The organism is Bacteroidales bacterium, assembly GCA_035353855.1.
GTDB lineage: Bacteria > Bacteroidota > Bacteroidia > Bacteroidales > CG2-30-32-10 > DAOQAK01.
Genome location: DAOQAK010000005.1, coordinates 53,110 through 71,678, shown reverse-complemented (window position 1 = coordinate 71,678; position 18,569 = coordinate 53,110). Strand labels below are relative to the sequence as shown.

13 protein-coding genes are annotated in these 18,569 nt (G+C 35.2%); 11 read left to right on the top strand and 2 right to left on the bottom strand.

Annotated elements, in window-relative coordinates; genetic code table 11:
- Positions 1-203: 203 nt before the first annotated feature.
- Positions 204-1,478, bottom strand: a complete 1,275-nt coding sequence (locus PKK00_02195; GenBank protein HNW97206.1) for a M64 family metallopeptidase — start codon at positions 1,476-1,478, stop codon at positions 204-206.
- A gap of 398 nt (positions 1,479-1,876) precedes the next feature.
- Here PKK00_02195 and PKK00_02190 point away from each other — a divergent pair, with 398 nt between their 5' ends.
- The 8 genes from PKK00_02190 to PKK00_02155 all read left to right on the top strand — a co-directional run bounded on the left by PKK00_02190 (position 1,877) and on the right by PKK00_02155 (position 16,136).
- Positions 1,877-3,934, top strand: a complete 2,058-nt coding sequence (locus PKK00_02190; GenBank protein ID HNW97205.1) for an acetate--CoA ligase family protein — start codon at positions 1,877-1,879, stop codon at positions 3,932-3,934.
- Positions 3,935-3,949: 15 nt separating this feature from the next.
- Positions 3,950-4,954, top strand: a complete 1,005-nt coding sequence (locus tag PKK00_02185; GenBank protein ID HNW97204.1) for a PDDEXK nuclease domain-containing protein — start codon at positions 3,950-3,952, stop codon at positions 4,952-4,954.
- 40 nt (positions 4,955-4,994) lie between these two features.
- Positions 4,995-7,511: a 2-oxoacid:acceptor oxidoreductase family protein gene (locus PKK00_02180; protein ID HNW97203.1), complete on the top strand. Its 2,517-nt coding sequence runs from the start codon at positions 4,995-4,997 to the stop codon at positions 7,509-7,511.
- A gap of 152 nt (positions 7,512-7,663) precedes the next feature.
- Positions 7,664-8,977 carry a pyridoxal phosphate-dependent aminotransferase gene (locus tag PKK00_02175; GenBank protein HNW97202.1) on the top strand — a complete coding sequence of 438 codons (1,314 nt, stop codon included), beginning with the start codon at positions 7,664-7,666 and terminating at the stop codon, positions 8,975-8,977.
- A gap of 46 nt (positions 8,978-9,023) precedes the next feature.
- On the top strand, positions 9,024-11,513 hold the full coding sequence (locus tag PKK00_02170; protein HNW97201.1) for a pyruvate formate lyase family protein: 2,490 nt from the start codon (positions 9,024-9,026) through the stop codon (positions 11,511-11,513).
- A gap of 159 nt (positions 11,514-11,672) precedes the next feature.
- Positions 11,673-12,578, top strand: coding sequence for a glycyl-radical enzyme activating protein (locus PKK00_02165; GenBank protein HNW97200.1), 906 nt, complete (start codon positions 11,673-11,675; stop codon positions 12,576-12,578).
- 22 nt (positions 12,579-12,600) lie between these two features.
- A complete protein-coding gene (locus PKK00_02160) occupies positions 12,601-15,222 on the top strand; it encodes an indoleacetate decarboxylase (GenBank protein ID HNW97199.1) in 2,622 nt (873 codons plus the stop codon).
- Positions 15,222-16,136, top strand: a complete 915-nt coding sequence (locus PKK00_02155; GenBank protein HNW97198.1) for a glycyl-radical enzyme activating protein — start codon at positions 15,222-15,224, stop codon at positions 16,134-16,136. Before PKK00_02160 ends, PKK00_02155 begins: the two co-directional genes overlap by 1 nt.
- A 165-nt stretch (positions 16,137-16,301) precedes the next feature.
- Here the strand turns inward: PKK00_02155 and PKK00_02150 are convergent, their stop codons facing one another.
- On the bottom strand, positions 16,302-16,718 hold the full coding sequence (locus PKK00_02150; protein ID HNW97197.1) for a hypothetical protein: 417 nt from the start codon (positions 16,716-16,718) through the stop codon (positions 16,302-16,304).
- Between the two features lie 86 nt (positions 16,719-16,804).
- On the opposite strand from PKK00_02150, the gene PKK00_02145 reads away from it, so the two are divergent.
- The 3 genes from PKK00_02145 to PKK00_02135 are packed head-to-tail and all read left to right on the top strand — an operon-like array spanning position 16,805 to position 18,560.
- On the top strand, positions 16,805-17,263 hold the full coding sequence (locus PKK00_02145; protein HNW97196.1) for a GAF domain-containing protein: 459 nt from the start codon (positions 16,805-16,807) through the stop codon (positions 17,261-17,263).
- A complete protein-coding gene (locus tag PKK00_02140) occupies positions 17,263-17,832 on the top strand; it encodes a manganese efflux pump MntP family protein (GenBank protein HNW97195.1) in 570 nt (189 codons plus the stop codon). The genes PKK00_02145 and PKK00_02140 overlap by 1 nt, the downstream gene beginning before the upstream one ends.
- Positions 17,833-17,834: 2 nt before the next feature.
- Positions 17,835-18,560, top strand: coding sequence for a hypothetical protein (locus PKK00_02135; protein HNW97194.1), 726 nt, complete (start codon positions 17,835-17,837; stop codon positions 18,558-18,560).
- The last annotated feature ends 9 nt before the right edge of the window (positions 18,561-18,569 follow it).

The window sequence follows — 18,569 nt, the reverse complement described above, 5'->3', positions numbered from 1 at the left end:
AGAGTTATATACTTATTTCTATTGTAAAAAGAAATCTCAAATTACAAGCATCAAGACTAAAGCTCCAAATACCAAATACAATATTTTAAGCCTCAGACTAAACAAAAATAGAAGCAAGTAATAACACTCGCAAAGTTTTTTGTTTCCGGAATTTTTTCCTTTGAATTTGGAATTTGAACCTTGATAATTTGAAGAACACCTTTTTATTTCGTATAAAAATCAATCATATTCTGTATTGCTTTTCTACAAACAGGGCAGAAATTATCATACGAAATTGATTTCATTGAACAATCGAACATTGGGCGGTACACACCTTTTGATTCATAACCACCGCCTTCAAAAACACCTACAACATCTTTATATTTTTCATTATTTGGTGTAGGAACAGGTGTTTCTTTTGAAACCATGTTCTTCCATTTTTTATCAAAACTTATCAATGTAGTTAAATTAGGCTCCCATGGTTCAACATCTAAAGGATACAGTCCCTGCGTTGCTACTTCGGATGTATAATATTCATCACCAAGCCCGGCGAATTCATGACCGAATTCATGAATGCATACATAATTTGAAGCTAAATTATCAGAAGAACAAGTGGAGTAAAAGTTATAAATACCGCCACCTCCATATTTATTGGTATTAACAAGAATGAAAATCTGGTCGTATGGCGTATTTGCAGCAATATCATGGAGTGTTTTATTCTCGTAGGTCATAAGATAGCGTTCCGAATCGAAAGTATAAAAGCTGGTACTTACAGCCGTATTCTTCCAGATATTTTCGCCGGGAATATCAGGTCCCGAATCGAACGACCACGCTTCAACACCCCAAAAATTAAATTTTTCCTTATTTTCTTTATACGGCGATGCATTCAAAATAAATTCCGAAAATCGTTCGCAATCTTTTTTGAATTTATCCATTTCTTCGCGGGTATATCCATCTGGTATAATAACAATATCAATCTTTTTGGACGATTCTCCATTATAAACTATTTTAAAACTGCTGCTTCTGTTTTTCTTTTCATGTGAAATAAAATAATTAGAAGGATCGATGGTATATTCGAATTTTTTTACCCATATATTCTTTTTATTCCGACTATAAAATTCTGTTTTAATTGTTGCCTTAGGATAAGGCATAGTAACGGTTTCCGAAAAAGCTTTAGAAGTAATCTTTGCTTCATAAGTGGTAGACCACTCGGCAAATAATGATGAGAAATGTTTCGTGAAAATTATTTTATCTGAAGCTTTATCATATGCTACAAATTTATAATTGCCATAATTAAAAGTATCAATAAGGTTTGTTTTGGAACCGCCCCATAAGGATTCTTCACGCAACTCGTCCATGGCATAGTATTCTGTAGAGTCGTTGCCTGAATGGAAATAATCAATACGCAACGTTTTATTTTCAAAATAATTATCGAATTGCGCAAACGATCTGAAAGAAAAAAATAAAAGTATAACAAATAGGGTAAGCCTTGTTTTCATTTGTATAAAATTATAATGTATCTAATATCTAAATCTATATTTTACCAGGAATAATATTTTTATATTCCGAATTTTGAAGTGAAAATAAATATAATTTCAATATTATTAATAACACGAATTCGTTTTTATAATAAAAAATTTCTCAAATCGTATATCGAATTAAAATTTTATCTATATTTGAATAGTTGTTTACCATGAAAATGATACTCTATTTTTTAATACCATACGTAAATAAAATTTTTCCAAATATCAAGGAAAGAGACCGCTTTTCATTCTAATAAAATCATCCTGTTTTTTTTTATTTTTCTTATATAAACCCTTTAGTATTAAAGGAAGTATAAGCATATACAGGCTAAAATAATTTTCATATAAATAATCTAACATTAAAATTTTAAATTATGATTACTGAGCAATTAATTAATCCTAAAAACATAGTGGTAGTAGGTGGCTCAAATACTATAAGCAAACCGGGTGGTAAAGTTTTATTCAATTTAAAAGACGGACATTTTAAAGGTGAAATACTTGTTGTTAACCCAAAAGAACCGGAAGTGCAGGGTTTGAAAGCTTTTGCCGATGTAAAAGATTTACCCAAGGTTGATCTTGCCATAATCGCTATTGCCGCAAAATATTGTGTTGAGACTGTTGAAATACTTGCAAAACAAAAAAACACAAAAGCATTTATCATTTTATCAGCAGGCTTCAGCGAAGAAAATGAAGAAGGCGCTAAGATCGAGAAAAAAATAGTTGAGATTATCAATTCTGTTAATGGTTCTTTGATTGGCCCTAACTGTATAGGTTTCCTGAACTCTAATTACAGCGGTGTATTTACATTACCCATTCCCCGGCTTGATCCGCTGGGTTGTGATTTCATTTCAGGTTCTGGTGCGACTGCCGTATTCATTATGGAATCGGGCATGCCAAAAGGATTAACATTTTCAAGTGTTTATTCTGTTGGGAACTCGGCTCAAATGGGAGTTGAAGAAGTATTGAAATATATGGACGAAAGCTTCGACCCGGGTAAAAGTTCGAAAGTAAAAATTCTTTATGTAGAAAATATCAAGAAACCGGATATGTTGCTGAAACATGCGTCGTCATTGATTCGCAAAGGTTGCCGTATTGCTGCTATCAAATCGGGTTCTTCCGATGCAGGCAGTCGTGCTGCTTCTTCACACACCGGTGCACTTGCTTCGCCCGATGTGGCTGTTGATGCATTGTTCCGCAAAGCAGGAATTGTAAGGTGCTACAGTCGGGATGAACTCACTACGGTTGCATCTATTTTCATGCACAAAGAATTAAAAGGAAAAAATATTGCAATTGTAACTCATGCCGGTGGTCCGGCCGTAATGCTTACAGATGCCTTGTCAAATGGCGGACTTGATGTTCCTCATATTGACGGGCCAAAAGCAAAAGAATTATTGGAAAATCTTTTTCCCGGTTCATCCGTTGCTAATCCTATTGATTTTCTTGCAACAGGCACAGCCGAGCAATTAGGAAAAATTATTGATGCATGTGAAAATGATTTTGAAAACATCGATGCAATGGTTGTTATTTTCGGAAGCCCTGGTTTATTTGATGTTTACGACGTTTACCGCTTACTCGATGAAAAAATGAAAACTTGCAAAAAGCCTATCTTCCCTGTTCTTCCTTCAATTATCAATGCAGAAAAAGAAATAGAAGATTTCCTTTCAAGAGGAAGAATCAACTTCCCTGAAGAAGGTGCACTCGGAAATGCATTATCAAGAATATTTCATACGCCAAAACCTGCTCCTGAAAAAATTGAATTACCTGAAATTGATAAAGAAAAAATCCGCAAGATCATTGATGGCGCTGCAAACGGCTACCTGTCACCCGATGGAGTTCAGTCGTTACTTGATGCGGCAGGAATTCCAAGAGCCGGTGAAGCTGTTGTAAAAACAAAAGAAGATGCTGTAAAATCAGCCGAAAAATTAGGTTACCCAGTTGTAATGAAAGTGGTAGGACCGGTTCATAAATCGGATGTTGGCGGTGTTGTTCTAAATGTAAAAGATGCAATCACAGTTGGAAAAGAATTTGAAAGAATGATAAAAATAAAAGATACGACTGCTATTCTTATCCAGCCAATGCTTTCGGGAATTGAATTATTTGCCGGAGCAAAGAAAGAAGAAAAATTCGGACACATGGTGCTTTGCGGACTTGGCGGAATATTCATAGAAGTCTTGAAAGACGTGAATTCCGGGCTTGCTCCATTGACAAATGATGAAGCAACAAAAATGATTCGCTCATTGAAAAGCTACGGTATTATTAAAGGTGCAAGAGGTCAGGAAGGCGTGAATGAAGAAATTTTTGCCGACATCGTTGTAAGATTAGCAGCCCTTGTAACTGTTGCTCCCGAAATTTTTGAAATGGATTTGAATCCGCTGTTAGGCAAGAAAGATAAGGTAGTTGCAGTGGACGCAAGAATAAGAATTGAAAAATAATTCGAACTTATTTTTATGAAGCCTACCAAAAATAAATATAACGAACTTCTGGATAGCATTGGTCTTACTATTGAACTAGCAAGAGAAAATGCAATTAAAGCAGTTAATGTTGAATTGGTTAAAGCAAATTGGGAAATTGGCAGACACATAGTAGAATTTGAGCAACACGGTCATGAACGTGCTGAGTACGGAAGCGACTTGTTAGCAAGGCTTTCAAAAGATTTACGTTTTCGTTATGGTAAAGGATTTGGCAGACGGAACGTATTAGATATGCGAAGATTTTATTTGGCTTACCCAAAATGGCAAACAGTGTCTGCCAAATTAAGCTGGAGCCATTATATTGAATTGATTGGAATTTCGGATGAATTAGCAAGAAAATTTTATGAGAAACAATGTATTCTTGAAAATTGGTCGAAAAGAGAATTAGAAAGGCAAATAGATTCATCATTATTTGAACGATTGGTATTAAGCAAAGACAAAAAAGGCGTTTTAAAATTATCAGAAACCAAATCCATTTCTAAAGCCTCAATCAATATAATAAAAGACCCTTATGTTCTTGATTTTCTAAAAATACCACAGAGCATTACTGTTACTGAAAAACAATTAGAGCAGAAAATTATCGACAATCTTGAATTGTTTTTACTTGAACTCGGTAAAGGTTTTGCTTTTGTTGGAAGGCAATATAAAATTTCATTACGCAATAAACATTTTTATATTGACCTTGTATTTTATCACAGAATACTAAAATGTTTTGTGTTGATTGACCTTAAAACACGACCGGTCAAACACAATGATATTGGACAAATGAACTTATATCTGAATTATTTTAAAGTAGAAGAAAACATAGAAGGAGATAACGAACCCATTGGAATTATCTTATCGGCAGACAAAGACGATGTTTTAGTTGAGTATGCAATGGGTAGTATTTCCAATAAAATATTTGTTTCAAAATATCAATTGTATTTACCTGATAAAAAAATTCTTCAAATGAAAATGAAAGAATTATTAGCGAATAATTAACGACAAATAATAAAAAAAATTTTAACTATAATATAAACACATGTCAAGATTTAACGAAATAGTAGAATCAAAAGCCGGAAGTAAATTTATTTTACAAGGCAATGAAGCTTTTGCACTGGGTGTGGTTCATGCAGGTTATCATGCCGCTGATGGTTATCCCGGAACTCCAAGTACGGAAGTAATTGATAAATCATTAAAATATGTACAAGATAAAATAACTGTTGGCTGGTCGGTTAGCGAAGCTGTTGCAATGGGCGTTGGAGTAGGTCATTCCATGGCAGGCTCTGATGTAGTTGTTACCATGAAGATACCCGGAGTATTCCAGGCAGGCGATGTAATAAGCACTGCTGCTTTTTATACTGCCGAAATTGGTGCGCTGGTAATTTATGCCGCTACCGATTATGTTCCTTCCAGTACGCAACATGTGATAGATGCAAGATATTTTTTCAGCTCATCGCATATTCCAATAATTGAACCCCGCAATCACCAGGATTTATATGAAGCAGCATTTGTAGCTGCCGATATGAGCAGGAAGTTTCGAACACCTGTTGTTATTCTTGCATCAGGAATACTGGCACATTCAGAAGGATTAGTAATTACTAGAGAAGCAAGAAAAATTGCTCAGCGTGAATTACCCGAGAATCTCCATGATTGGATGACGCTTCCGGTTATTGTTCGCCAGAATTATAACAAAGTTGTACAAGTACGTATTCCCCAGCTCACAGAATGGGTTGAAAAATCAGACTTAATCAATGAAGAAAACGGCAGCGAAGATTGGGGAATTATCCTGAGCGGCGAAAGCGATATCATTGTACGAGAAGCATTAAATAATATTCATAAAAAACCATCCATTCTTTCACTAGGAATGACTTATCCTTTTCCAAAAGAAAGAGTAAAAAAATTCGCTGACAAGATCAAAGGAAAAATATTTGTCTTTGAAGATGGCGACAGATACCTTGAAACACAATTAAAAATATTATCTATTCCTATTGTTAGTAAAGAAGACAACAGCATTATCACCGACTGGACACCTCAATTAGTGATAGAACATTTATCCAAACATATCAAAGTAGATTTTAAAATTCAAAGTAAAACTGTTGATATAAAACCATTGATGCGGCCTCCATCAATCTGCCCGGGATGCCCATACAAAGCATTTGCATTAAGTGTTGACAAATTAAAAAAGAAGAAAAAGATTTTTACTGCATTTGGAGATATAGGTTGTTCCACTCTATTATATTTCCTTAATGCTCTTGATACTGTTTGCTGCATGGGTGCTTCTGATTCTACACGCCAGGGATTTGTTTTATCACGTCCTGAATATGCGGCTAAAACCATAAGTATAGTTGGTGATTCCTGCGAATGCCATAGCGGACTTGATGCCACACGAAATGCTATTTTCAGGAATACCGCCGGAGTAAAAGTAATTCTTGATAACACCGTAACAGCCATGACTGGCGGGCAATATGCACCTACCAGTAAAACAAATATTGCAGGTGTAAAAAATATTTTTAACCTGAAACGTGCTGTTGAAGCGGAAGGAGGAAGAATAGCAGTTGTGAATTCATATAACCTTGAAGAAGTTGAAAAAGCTTTAACCGAAGCTTTGGCTGAAGCAGAAAAAGGAACATTCACAACGCTAATCCTTGAAGGAGTTTGCATCCAGGAAATTGAAAGTAAAAATAAAATACGTAAAATAAGCAGGGATTACGACAAGTGTAAAAAATGTTTCCGTTGTAATATTTGTCCGGGTGTTGAATTTGATGACGACAAAACACCGCATTTCACAAACCTTTGCACTTTCTGCGGAGGCAGCACTCCTATATGTATGCAGCGCTGTCCGTTTGGCGCAATCATTTATGATGATAACGCTACGGGAAAAGCTACTCAGCCTAAATTTGATAAAGTAAGCGAAATAAAAATCCCGGAAAACATAAACTACGATTTACCCGAATCGCTGCGCCTTGCTATTCGCGGGATTGGCGGACAGGGAAATTTATTTTTTGGAAAAGTATTATCGGAAGTTATCTTAAGAACACCTTATTCCAAATCGAATATTGTAAAAGGCGATACTCATGGAATGGCACAATTAGGCGGACCGGTTATTTCAACATTTAGTTGCGGGAAAGTGTATTCTCCAATACTGGCGATGGCTTCAGTGGATGTTCTAATCGTTATGGAAATCAGCGAAGTGTTGCGGCCTGAATTCCTCGACCTTCTGAAGCCTAATGGTACCATAGTTTTCAATAATTTTCGTGCACTTCCTGTTAATACTAAAAAAGAAGATTATCCTGATGTAAATAAAATTTATGATGCACTGAAAGAATATAAAATCATAAAAATCGATGCAAACAAAATAGCTTACGAACTTGGCGACACTGCCGGAAAAACAGCAAATGTCGTGGTTCTTGGCTTATTGTCAACCATTGAACCTTTCAATAAAATCCCTGTTGAAATATGGTTAAATGCATTGATGTCGATTTCGCCAAATGATTTTATAAAAGCTGCAAATAAATTATCGTTCGAAGCTGGAAGAAAAGTTGGCAGTAAGCAATAAACTTTTTATTTACGAATAAGAATCTATAACGTAACAAAGAAGCAAGTAATAATAAATGACTCCGCTGCAGGCGGACAATAACGTCCGCGCAGCGGAAAAATAACTATTAATAACGCGAAGCTATTTACAGAGAATGATTAAAAATGATTAAAATGAAAAATACCCCTATACCAAAAGAAATTGTAGATAATATCTTAAAAGAAAACCGAGTTGAAAATATAGGTACTGCATCCATAAGGGAAATAAAAAAATTAATAAACCAGGTTGAAGAAAAAAGCGGTCAAAAATTTATTCGCATGGAAATGGGAATTCCCGGATTGCCTGCACCTAAAATTGCAATAGAAGCCGAAAAAGCAGCACTAGATGCAGGTATTGCATCTTTATATCCCGACCTTGACGGAATACCCGAACTAAAAATTGAAATATCTAAATTTATAAAGAACTTTCTTGATGTTAATGTAAATCCTGTTGCCTGTATTCCAACCGTTGGTTCTATTAATGGTGCTTTTGCAACATTCATGGTTGCAGGAAGAATGAATGCACAAAGAGATACTATTCTTTTTATTGACCCGGGGTTTCCGGTTCATAAACAATTGGTAAAAATGATTGGATTAAAGCAGGAACATTTTGATGTGTACGATTTCAGAGGCGATAAGCTAAAAGCTAAACTCGAATCAATACTCGCTAAAGGAAATATTTCAACTATTCTTTATTCTAATCCTAACAATCCTTCATGGATCTGCTTTAACGAAGAAGAACTTAAAATTATCGGAGAACTTGCTACAAAATATGATGTTGTTGTTGCTGAAGACCTGGCATACTTTGCAATGGATTTTCGTAAAGATATTTCAAAGCCCGGTATTCCTCCGTTTCAGCTTACTGTTGCAAAATATACGGATAATTATGTATTGCTGATGTCAACATCAAAATCATTCAGCTATGCAGGACAACGTGTAGCAATGTGCGCTATTTCCGATAAACTTTTCAATTCAAACCATAACGATCTATTAAAATATTATTCTTCTCCAAACTTTGGTCATGCACTGGTACATGGAACAGTATATGCAACAACTGCCGGAACATCTCATTCTGCGCAGTACGCTGTACTGGCTCTTTTAAAAGCAGTCAATAATGGTACTTTTGATTTTGTAAAAGAAATTCGTGAATATGGCGAAAGAGCAAGGATTTTAAAAAAGATGTTCACTGACAATGGGTTTAAAATTGTATACGATATGGATATTGATAAACCTATAGCCGACGGATTTTATTTTACAATTTCTTACCCGGGTTTGGCAGGAGAAGACTTATTAAAAGAATTATTGTATTATGGTATAAGCGCTATTTCACTTGTAATCACGGGCAGTGAAAAAATAGAAGGTTTGCGCGCATGCGTATCACTAATTCAACGTTCACAGTTTGAAACATTAGAAAACCGATTAAAAACTTTTAAAGAAAATCATTCATAAAAATAATTATCTAATTTTTTTCAAAACATTTTTAAAGAAAATAATAATGGAAAACACAATCATGGAAATTGTTCCAAGAGAGATAAAAAGCGCTGCATCCGGCGAAAGGTCATCATATTTCAAACAACGTTATCTTGATTCTCCGCTCATGGTTGATATTGAATACATCAAATACCTGACCGATTCAAATAAAAAAACCGATGGAATGGAAATTCTGGAAAGACGCGCTACTGACCATGCTTACGCACTTTCACATATGACCCCGGTTATTCATAAAAACGATTTGATTGTTGGAAATAAAACCCGTTTCATTCGCGGAGCAATACCTTATGCAAATTATGCAGCAGGTCCTTTCCTTAAAGAAATGCGTAAAGAAGAACAGGATGCACAATCGAAACATGCGGAACAAGGCCATGGCGGCGGCATTGCAAATGCCATGAAAGAAGCGGAAGAAAAAGGACTTCGATTGATTTCCGGAAAATTTTTAATTTCCACAAATGAATATGAGGAATTCAAAAACATTTGTGAATACTGGGAAAACAAATGTTTCATGGAGCAAGGCGATCGTATTTGGAAATCACATTTCGATCAAGCTGAGTTTATAGAAAACGGCTGGAAAATCGGATTATACACGGCTCCACATGAACCATGCCCAGAAGGAAGATTAATCCTTGATTATGAAATGGCTTTGGGAAAAGGCTATAACGCTATCATTCGCGAGATTGAAGAAAAAATAAAATCTTTCCAGGCTGAAAATATTAAAGATTCCACAAAACTGAATTTCTGGAGAGCTGCTATCTCCGCACTCAAAGGAGCAATCCAGTTTGCATTAAATTATGCTGCTGAAGCCGAAAAACAAATGTCGCATGAAACCGATGCACAACGAAAAAATGAATTGAAAGAAATCGCTGAAGTTTGTAGACGAGTTCCGATGGAAACGCCCAGAAATTTCCGTGAAGCAGTTCAGGCTTTCTGGTTTACTTATCTGCTCGGACATATAGAAGGTTCGCATCTTGGATATTCTCCCGGAAGATTGGATGCTGTTTTAATCCCTTATTATAAAAATGATCCGGATTGTACTTTTGAAAATGCCGTTTCTCTTTTTGAAGAGATGTTTGTTAAAATGACCCAAATCGAATATATTGCAAGCCTTAGCTGGCAAGGACTTGGTCATGGTAACCTTTATCAGAATTTAATTCTTGGTGGGGTTGATGAACGCAATGAAAAATCGAACAATGAAATTTCACTTGCAATTTTACAAGCGCAAATCAATATGCAAATGACCCAACCCACGCTATCTGTTTGGTGGGACGATAAACTGGATGATGAATTCTTATTGAAAGCTGCTGAATGTGTTAAGACGGGTGTTGGCTATCCGGCATTCTTTAATCAGAAAACGTATATTCAGCATGAATGGAAAACCAGCAAATTGCCTTTGGAAATAATCCGGAAGAAAAGCGCTATTGGCGGTTGCACCGAACCTACATTACAGGGAATGGCTTACGGAATTGTACAGGCAGGTTTTGTAAATCATGGGAAAATCATCGACATCATGATGAATAAAGGTGTTGACCCGGTTACAGGAATTAGAATGTTTGAAGAAAGAGAATTGAATTCTTTCGAAGAAATAAGAAAATATTATATCGACATCATGCATGTTGCTATCCGAAACTGGCAGCAATACTGGAATTACGTGATGCTCGCACACCGTAATACGGTTCCGTTAATTTTCTGTTCGGTGTTTGTAAACGATTGTATTGAGAGAGGAAAATGCATGGACGATGGCGGCGCTATATTGAATCACTCAATAACTACGCTGTCTTCAGGGCTTGTAAATGTTGCCAATTCATTTGCAGCAATTAAAAAACTATGCTTCGAAGAAAAAGTATGTTCGTTTGAAGATATGGTGAATGCTGTAAAAAATAACTGGCAGGGTTATGAAGCTTTACGGAAAAAAGTTTTGGCTGTTCCGCATTGGGGAAATGATGAAGAATATGTTGACAATATCTTCCTTGAATTATTTGAAGAATATTGTGAATGGGTAAGAGCACAAAAAAATTATCTAGGTGAACCTTACGACCCGTCCATGCTTGCAATATCAACACCTGTTCCTTTTGGAAAAGTTTGCGAAGCATTTCCCGATGGCCGATTCAAAGGTGAACCATTGGCTGATGGCGTTACTTCACCGTTTCCGGGAACCGATACTTGCGGGCCAACAGCTGTTATCCGTTCTTCATCAAAAGTTGACCATACTGAAATTCGAGGTGGTTTATTAAATCTCAAATTTCATCCTTCTGCATTAAAAGGCGAAAGTGGCTCAAAAAATTTACTGGCATTGATTAAAACATATTTCCAGAAACCCGGTTTCCATGTGCAGTTCAATGTTGTTGATTCCAAGATGCTGAAAGATGCACAACTCCATCCTGAAAATTACAGGGACCTGGTTGTTCGCGTTGCCGGTTTCTCAGCTTATTGGGTTGAAATGAGCAAAGCATTACAGGACCAGGTGATTTGGAGAACGGAACATAATTTATAATGCATTTTATTTTTTTGTCAAGAGATTACTAGTATGAAGTAACCTTTTGTTTTCTTTGTGTAAAATCTTTGTGCTCTTTGTGGTTAATCACATGTGAGTTTATTTTACCACAGAGAACACAAAGAAATTCCACAGAGTTACACAGAGAAATATTTTATAATGAAAGAAGGAATAATTTTCGACATACAACATTATGCGGTTCACGATGGCCCGGGAATTAGAACTATCGTGTTTTTCAAAGGATGCCCGCTTAAATGCGATTGGTGCTGCAATCCTGAATCACAAAGTTTTTTCCCTCAACTTCGTCATATCGATTTTAAATGCAAAAGTTGTCTTACTTGTCTTGAAAGCTGCAAGCTAAACGCAGTTTCTTTTCACGAAAATACTTTAAAACGAAATTTTGATTTTTGTGAAGAATGCAGGGACAAACAATGTTTTGAGAACTGTAATTACGAAGCACTGAAAATATCAGGAACAAAATACTCAGTAGAAAAGGTTATTGATATTGTTTCGAAAGATATTCCTTTTTACAATAATTCCGGCGGTGGTGTTACGTTTTCAGGTGGCGAACCTTTCAGTCAACCTGAATTTCTTTTTCAATTGCTGAAAGAATGTAAAACAAAAAATATTCACACTGCGGTTGAAACCTGCGGCTGGTGCAATACAGAAGATATTAAGAAAAGTATAAGCTATATCGACCTCTTTCTGTTCGACCTGAAACTGATAAACGACGAGCAACATATTAAGTTTACCGGAAAATCGAATAAAATAATTTTAGAAAACTTAAAATATATTTCTGCTTCGGAAAAACAAATAATCATTCGCTTTCCTTTAATACCAAGTATTACAGACACTTCACAAAATATTTATGATATAATAAATTTGATGAAGAATTATAATCTCAAAGAAATTTGTCTTGAGCCTTACCACACTTTAGGAATTGAAAAATATAAAGAACACGGAATAACGTACACTTTGCCGGAATTAGAAAATTACAGAGTTGAAGAAATTGAATCGGTAAGAAAAATATTTTTAGAAAATAATTTGAATTGTCAAATTGCCTGATTATTTATTAAAACAATCACACATGAAAATTAGCAATAATGTAAACCAGATGATACGGGAGCAGCAAACACCCACGTGGCCTCCTATTCAAAAAAATAATACAGAATTTGAAAATATTGAAATTAAAAAAGAGCCAACGACTTCAAGAACAAAAGCATTAAAAAAAATGTTCCTGAATGCACAGGTACTTATCGATCCGGAATCAACATTGTTATATACCGAAGGATGGAAGAATGCCGATGGGCAACCGTTTCTCATTCGTCGTGCATTGGCTTTAAAACATTTGCTCGAAAATATAACACCTGTCATCAACAACCATGAGCTGCTGGTGATGCAAAAAACGAAATACCTGAGAGGTGCAATTCCATATACAAATTACAGTCAGAAATTTTTTAAACATTTATTTGAAGGTTCTGATGTTGAAAAAGGCGATGGCTCAACTATAGCTCAGGGCGGCGGTTTTGCTTCGAAAGGCGTTAAAAATATAAAACAATTTGGCATCTTCGGGATTTATGATGATGACATAAAAAAGCTTTTAAACGATTGTGAATACTGGGATAATAAGTGTATTGAAGATGTTTCCGATTCTTTCATGAAAGATAATTATCCCGATTATGATTTTTTGCAGAATTGTTTTCAATCATTTATTTTTCCTCCGTCTGTAGTGTCAATCATGGAAGGCCGGTGGATTCCTTCTTATGATATGGTTATTGAAAGAGGGCTTGATGATATAATAAGAGAATGCAAGGAAAATATTGCAAATACAAAATTACAAGGATGGGAACCTTCAGAAAAAGTTATCTTCTGGCGTTCAGTAATCATCGCGTGCGAAGGTGCACTCGCGTGGGTAAATAATTATAAAAAACTTGCACTCGAACTTTCATTAACACATCCTGATAAAAACAGGCGAAAAGAATTAAAAGAAATTGCAGACATACTAGAAAATGTTCCTGCGAAACCTGCACGTAATTTTAAAGAGGCATTGCAAGCTGCATGGATAACGCATTTGCTTATACAAATGGAATGCCCCGTAGTTGGGCTTTCGCCGGGCAGATGGGGACAAATACTATATCCGTATTATTTAAAAGATATGGAATCCGGCGCACTTAATAAATCACAAGTTCATGAACTCTTGGAAATAATGCGATTCAAATTTGAATGCATTGAATTTGTTTCTCCACGAAGTTGGGCGGCTCTTGCATCAATGAATTTATTCCAACATCTTGTAGTTGGTGGATTAACTCCTGATGGTAAATCCGCAACAAATGAATTAGAAATGCTATTTCTTGATGCCGGCATTACATTTACTACTTGTCAACCTACGATGGGAATAATGCTTGATCCTAAAACTCCCGAAGATATTTTGCTAAAAGCTGCGGAATGTACTAAAACCGGAACCGGTTATCCTGCATGGTTTAATAACCAAATAGCAATTCAACATTTATTACTTACCCATAAGGAAGAAGGCATTACACTTGAAGATGCACGAATGTGCGGACTTGGTGGTTGTGTTGAACTTCAGATGCAGGGAAATTGCCACGGAATCTGCCATCCTGCTTTTATCAACCAGTTAAAAATTTTAGAATGCTTATTAAATAAAGGTATTGACCCAAGAACTAAAATTCAAATCTTTGAAGACCCCGGTGATATTGGAACATATGAGAACTTATGGACTGCCTGGGAAAAAGCACAGTTAAAAGTTGTGCAATGCTATGAAGATTACTGGACCTACGTTATGGCTTGCCACAGGCATGGACAAACACTAGTATTTGGTTCAGCATTTTTAAACGATTGCATAAAAAAAGGAAAAGACCTTGATCATAACGGAGCACGTTATAACAAAACTGTTACCATTCTATGTTCGGGAAATGTAAATGTGGCAAACTCTTTAGCCGCATTAAAAAAATATATTTACGAGGAAAAAATTTATTCATTAGATGAAGTAAGATCTGCTCTTGATAATAATTTTGGATATAAACGGGTTGATGATGAAGGAAAATATTCATTCTTACAACAGGAAAAAGAAAGCAGCAAGTGGGATGATATGTATAATAAATTCCTTGATGCTCCAAAGTATGGAAACGATGATGATTATGTAGATGATATTTTTATTAAAATATGGAATTCATATAACAAAGCCGTTACTTCCCAGAAAAGTTATCTTGGCTTGAATTGGGTTTCTGCAGCATTATCAATAAGCTCTCATGGTCCATTCGGAAGGGTTACCGGTGCAACACCCGATGGAAGGCTTGCGGGAGTAACACTTGCAGATGCCATACAATCGCCATTTCCGGGGACAGATATTAATGGTCCGCTTGCCATGCTGAGAAGTGCGGCAAAGCTTGATTCTGTTGAAATGCGCTCGGTACAGTTGAATATGAAAATTCATCCTTCTGCTGTAAAAGGAATTGATGGTTCGAAAAAATTAATTTCATTAATAAAAAAATATTTTGAACTCGGTGGATATCATATACAGTTTAATATTGTCGATTCAAAAATGCTTAGAGATGCCCAGAAGTATCCTGAAAAATACAGAGATTTAATTGTTCGTGTTGCCGGATTCAGCGCATACTGGGTTGAACTATCAAAGGCAATACAGGATGAGCTTATTGTAAGAACTGAATACGAAGAAACAAAAATATAATGAGTACTCCTTCTGAATCCGGCTATATTTACGATATTCAACCGTATTCCGTTCATGACGGACCAGGAATACGCACACTGGTTTTTTTTAAAGGATGTCCGCTTAACTGCTTGTGGTGCTCAAACCCGGAAAGCATCTATCCTTATCCACAGCTCCGGTATTTTTCAGAAATATGTAAACAGGATTGTTCATTATGTATTGAAGCATGTTCAAATAATGCAATAAAAAAATTTCAGGAGAAAATAAAAATTGATTTTATAAAATGCCGTACTTGCAATGATAACAAATGTATTAAGGCATGTAAAAATAAAGCATTACAAATTTGTGGTTATAAAATTACCCCCGATGATTTAATTAAAAAAATTGAAAAAGATATTCCTTTTTTCGGAGAAGACGGGGGCATTACATTATCGGGAGGTGAGCCGTTTTTTCAACCCGGTTTTGCGTTTTCTGTATTAAAAAAATGTAAAGAAAAAGGCATCTCGACAGTTGTTGAATCCTGTTTAAATGTTCCATTTGAAAATATTAATAGATGTTTACCTTACATTGATTTTTTTATTTTTGATATAAAAATAATTTCCGAAAAAAAACACCTGGAATACTGTAATGCAAACAACAAACAAATTTTAAAAAATATTAAAACAATAACTAAATCCTTTACTATCCCTTTATTAACAAGGCTTCCGCTAATTCCAGGCTATACCGATGATGAAAAAAATATTTTAAATATTTCAGCATTCTTAAAAGAAAATGGATTAAAATATTTAAACCTTTTGCCGTACATGAACCTTGGTAAAGATAAATATGAACAAATCGGCTTGTGCTATAAACTCCACAAATTAAATCCACCATCAACAGATAGCATTCAAAATATTATTGAACTTTTCGAAAAAAATGGAATTTTCTGTATATGATATACAGAATCTTAGCAGGTTTGTAAAGCAAAATGTGCTTAGGTTCTGTTATGCCGATTTATCCCGACTTGTAGCGGGTAGGAAATTTTTGCAACCATACTTGTGAGCTCATGAATACCTTTAAAATAAGTTATGAATAAATCATTTCCGGATAGGTATAAATTCTTACTTCACATAAAACTGTACCGACCTATCTAATTTATCATTAAGGAAAAGGTCAACTCTGTATGTGCCCATAGGCCATTGGCGTGGCAATGATAAATTGAAATCAACATTATCCGATGATTGAAGCACAACTTCATTTTCGTCAATAAGTTTGTTTTTCTCACCCTCCACATCAATTGCATACCAGCTTGCTTTTACCTTTGTTTCCGAAGGTGCATTGGCTACATAAACAATAAAATGAAAAGGACCATCGTTCGGGTGAAATGTATTTTCTGAAATTTTTTCTTTATTACCGCCCGATACTTCCTTTGCTAGATCAGCACTTTGAATATGTGCTGTACTAAACTGACACGAGTTAAAAAAAATTACAACAGAAAAAATTATTCCTGTTCCCAGAAGTAAATTTATTTTTTTCATAAACATCGTTTTTTCAAAATTAACAAATAAATTACTTTTTTCAAATTGAAGAAACATATGTTTGCGTGTTTTCGTAATTTTGCATTATGGAAAATGAAAAGAAAAAAGGCCGTTACGAAAGAATTCTGAAACAAATTGAAGAATTACTTTTAAAGTCGGATAATGATATTGCCCATATGGCAACCATTTCGGCAGTATTGTATCATAAGATGGAATATTTTTTCTGGTGCGGTTTTTATCGTTTGATAGACGGAGAGCTTATTGTTGGCCCTTACCAGGGGCCTGTTGCTTGCCAGATACTGAAAAAAAATACAGGCGTTTGCTGGGCCGGAATTAATGAAAAGAAAACTATTGTTGTTCCTGATGTGGAAAAATTTCCCGGTCATATTGCATGCGATTCACGCTCTAAATCTGAGATTGTTGTTCCTGTAAAAAATAAATCAGGAAATATTATTGGTGTTCTTGATGTCGACAGCAGCGAATTAATTTCTTTTGATGAAATAGATGCCAAATATCTTGAAAAAATAATTTCTTTATTAAAATAATGACTGAAGATATTTTAACTGTAATACTTATCGCCATTGGACTTTCAATGGATGCACTTGCCGTTTCGCTTTGTTTCGGAGCAATCTCAAATAATAAAAGAAAAACAATTGCCCTGAAAGCCGGAATATTTTTCGGAGGGTTTCAGGCGTTAATGCCTTTGGTAGGATGGGTTCTGGGATTTTATCTTAAAAATTATATTGAAGATGTTGATCATTGGATTGCTTTCGGATTACTTGTGTTCATTGGCCTGCGTATGATATCTGAAGCCATCAAAAATAAAGATGAAGTAAAATTATATGATTATTCAAGCTTATGGGTTATGCTTACTTTATCCGTTGCTACCAGCATCGACGCATTAGCTGTTGGACTAAGTATCGCATTATTAAACATTCCTATTATTTTTTCGGTCGCAATTATTGGTACGATCACATTTATTATTTCATATTTGGGCGTCATAATGGGTGGAAGATTCAATCGTTTACTTGGGAATAAAGTTGAAATCGCCGGTGGAATTGTATTATCTTTGATAGGATTAAAGATTCTTATTGAGCATTTATTCTTTCAATAACCATGAAAAAAATTATTTCGGTTTTATTCTTTTGTGTTATTACTGTTGCCATTTATTCCCAAACAGCAGAAGAGTATTATACACAGGCAAAAGAAACAGACTACACCGAAAAAGGTAATGCAAAAAAAGCTATTTCATTTTTGAATAAAGCTATCGAATCAAATCCCAATTATAAAGAGGCATTAGTGTTACGTGCAAAAATTTATGAGTGGCAAGGTTCATATGATAATGAAATAAAAGATATTTCCACGTTGATTAAATCCGACAGCCTGAAACCGGAATACTATAAATTAAGAGCAATAGCTTACGCTCTGAAAACCGAAGCTGAGAAAGCAATAGACGATTATACCAAAGCATATAACCTTGATACCTCAATGATAGATTGCATATACGAAAGAGGAATGATTTATTATAATTCTTATAAGGGGAAAAAAGATCAGCTTGCATTGGCTGACTTTAATTTTTGTATAAACTATGCTTCATTAAATTATAAATCGCTTGCCTATATTGGTCGGGGAAAATTATTCGAAAACCAGGGAGATTTAGTAAATGCAATTAATGAATACAATACTGCCATAAAAATAAATCCTTTATGTAAAGAAGCTTACCTGGCACGTGGCATTCTTAAAATAAGCCAGAACCAGGAAGGTTGTTATGATTTGTTGAAATACCGCGATTTGAACGGTCCCAATGCACAGGAATACCTGAATAATTACTGCTATAAATAATCCATTAAT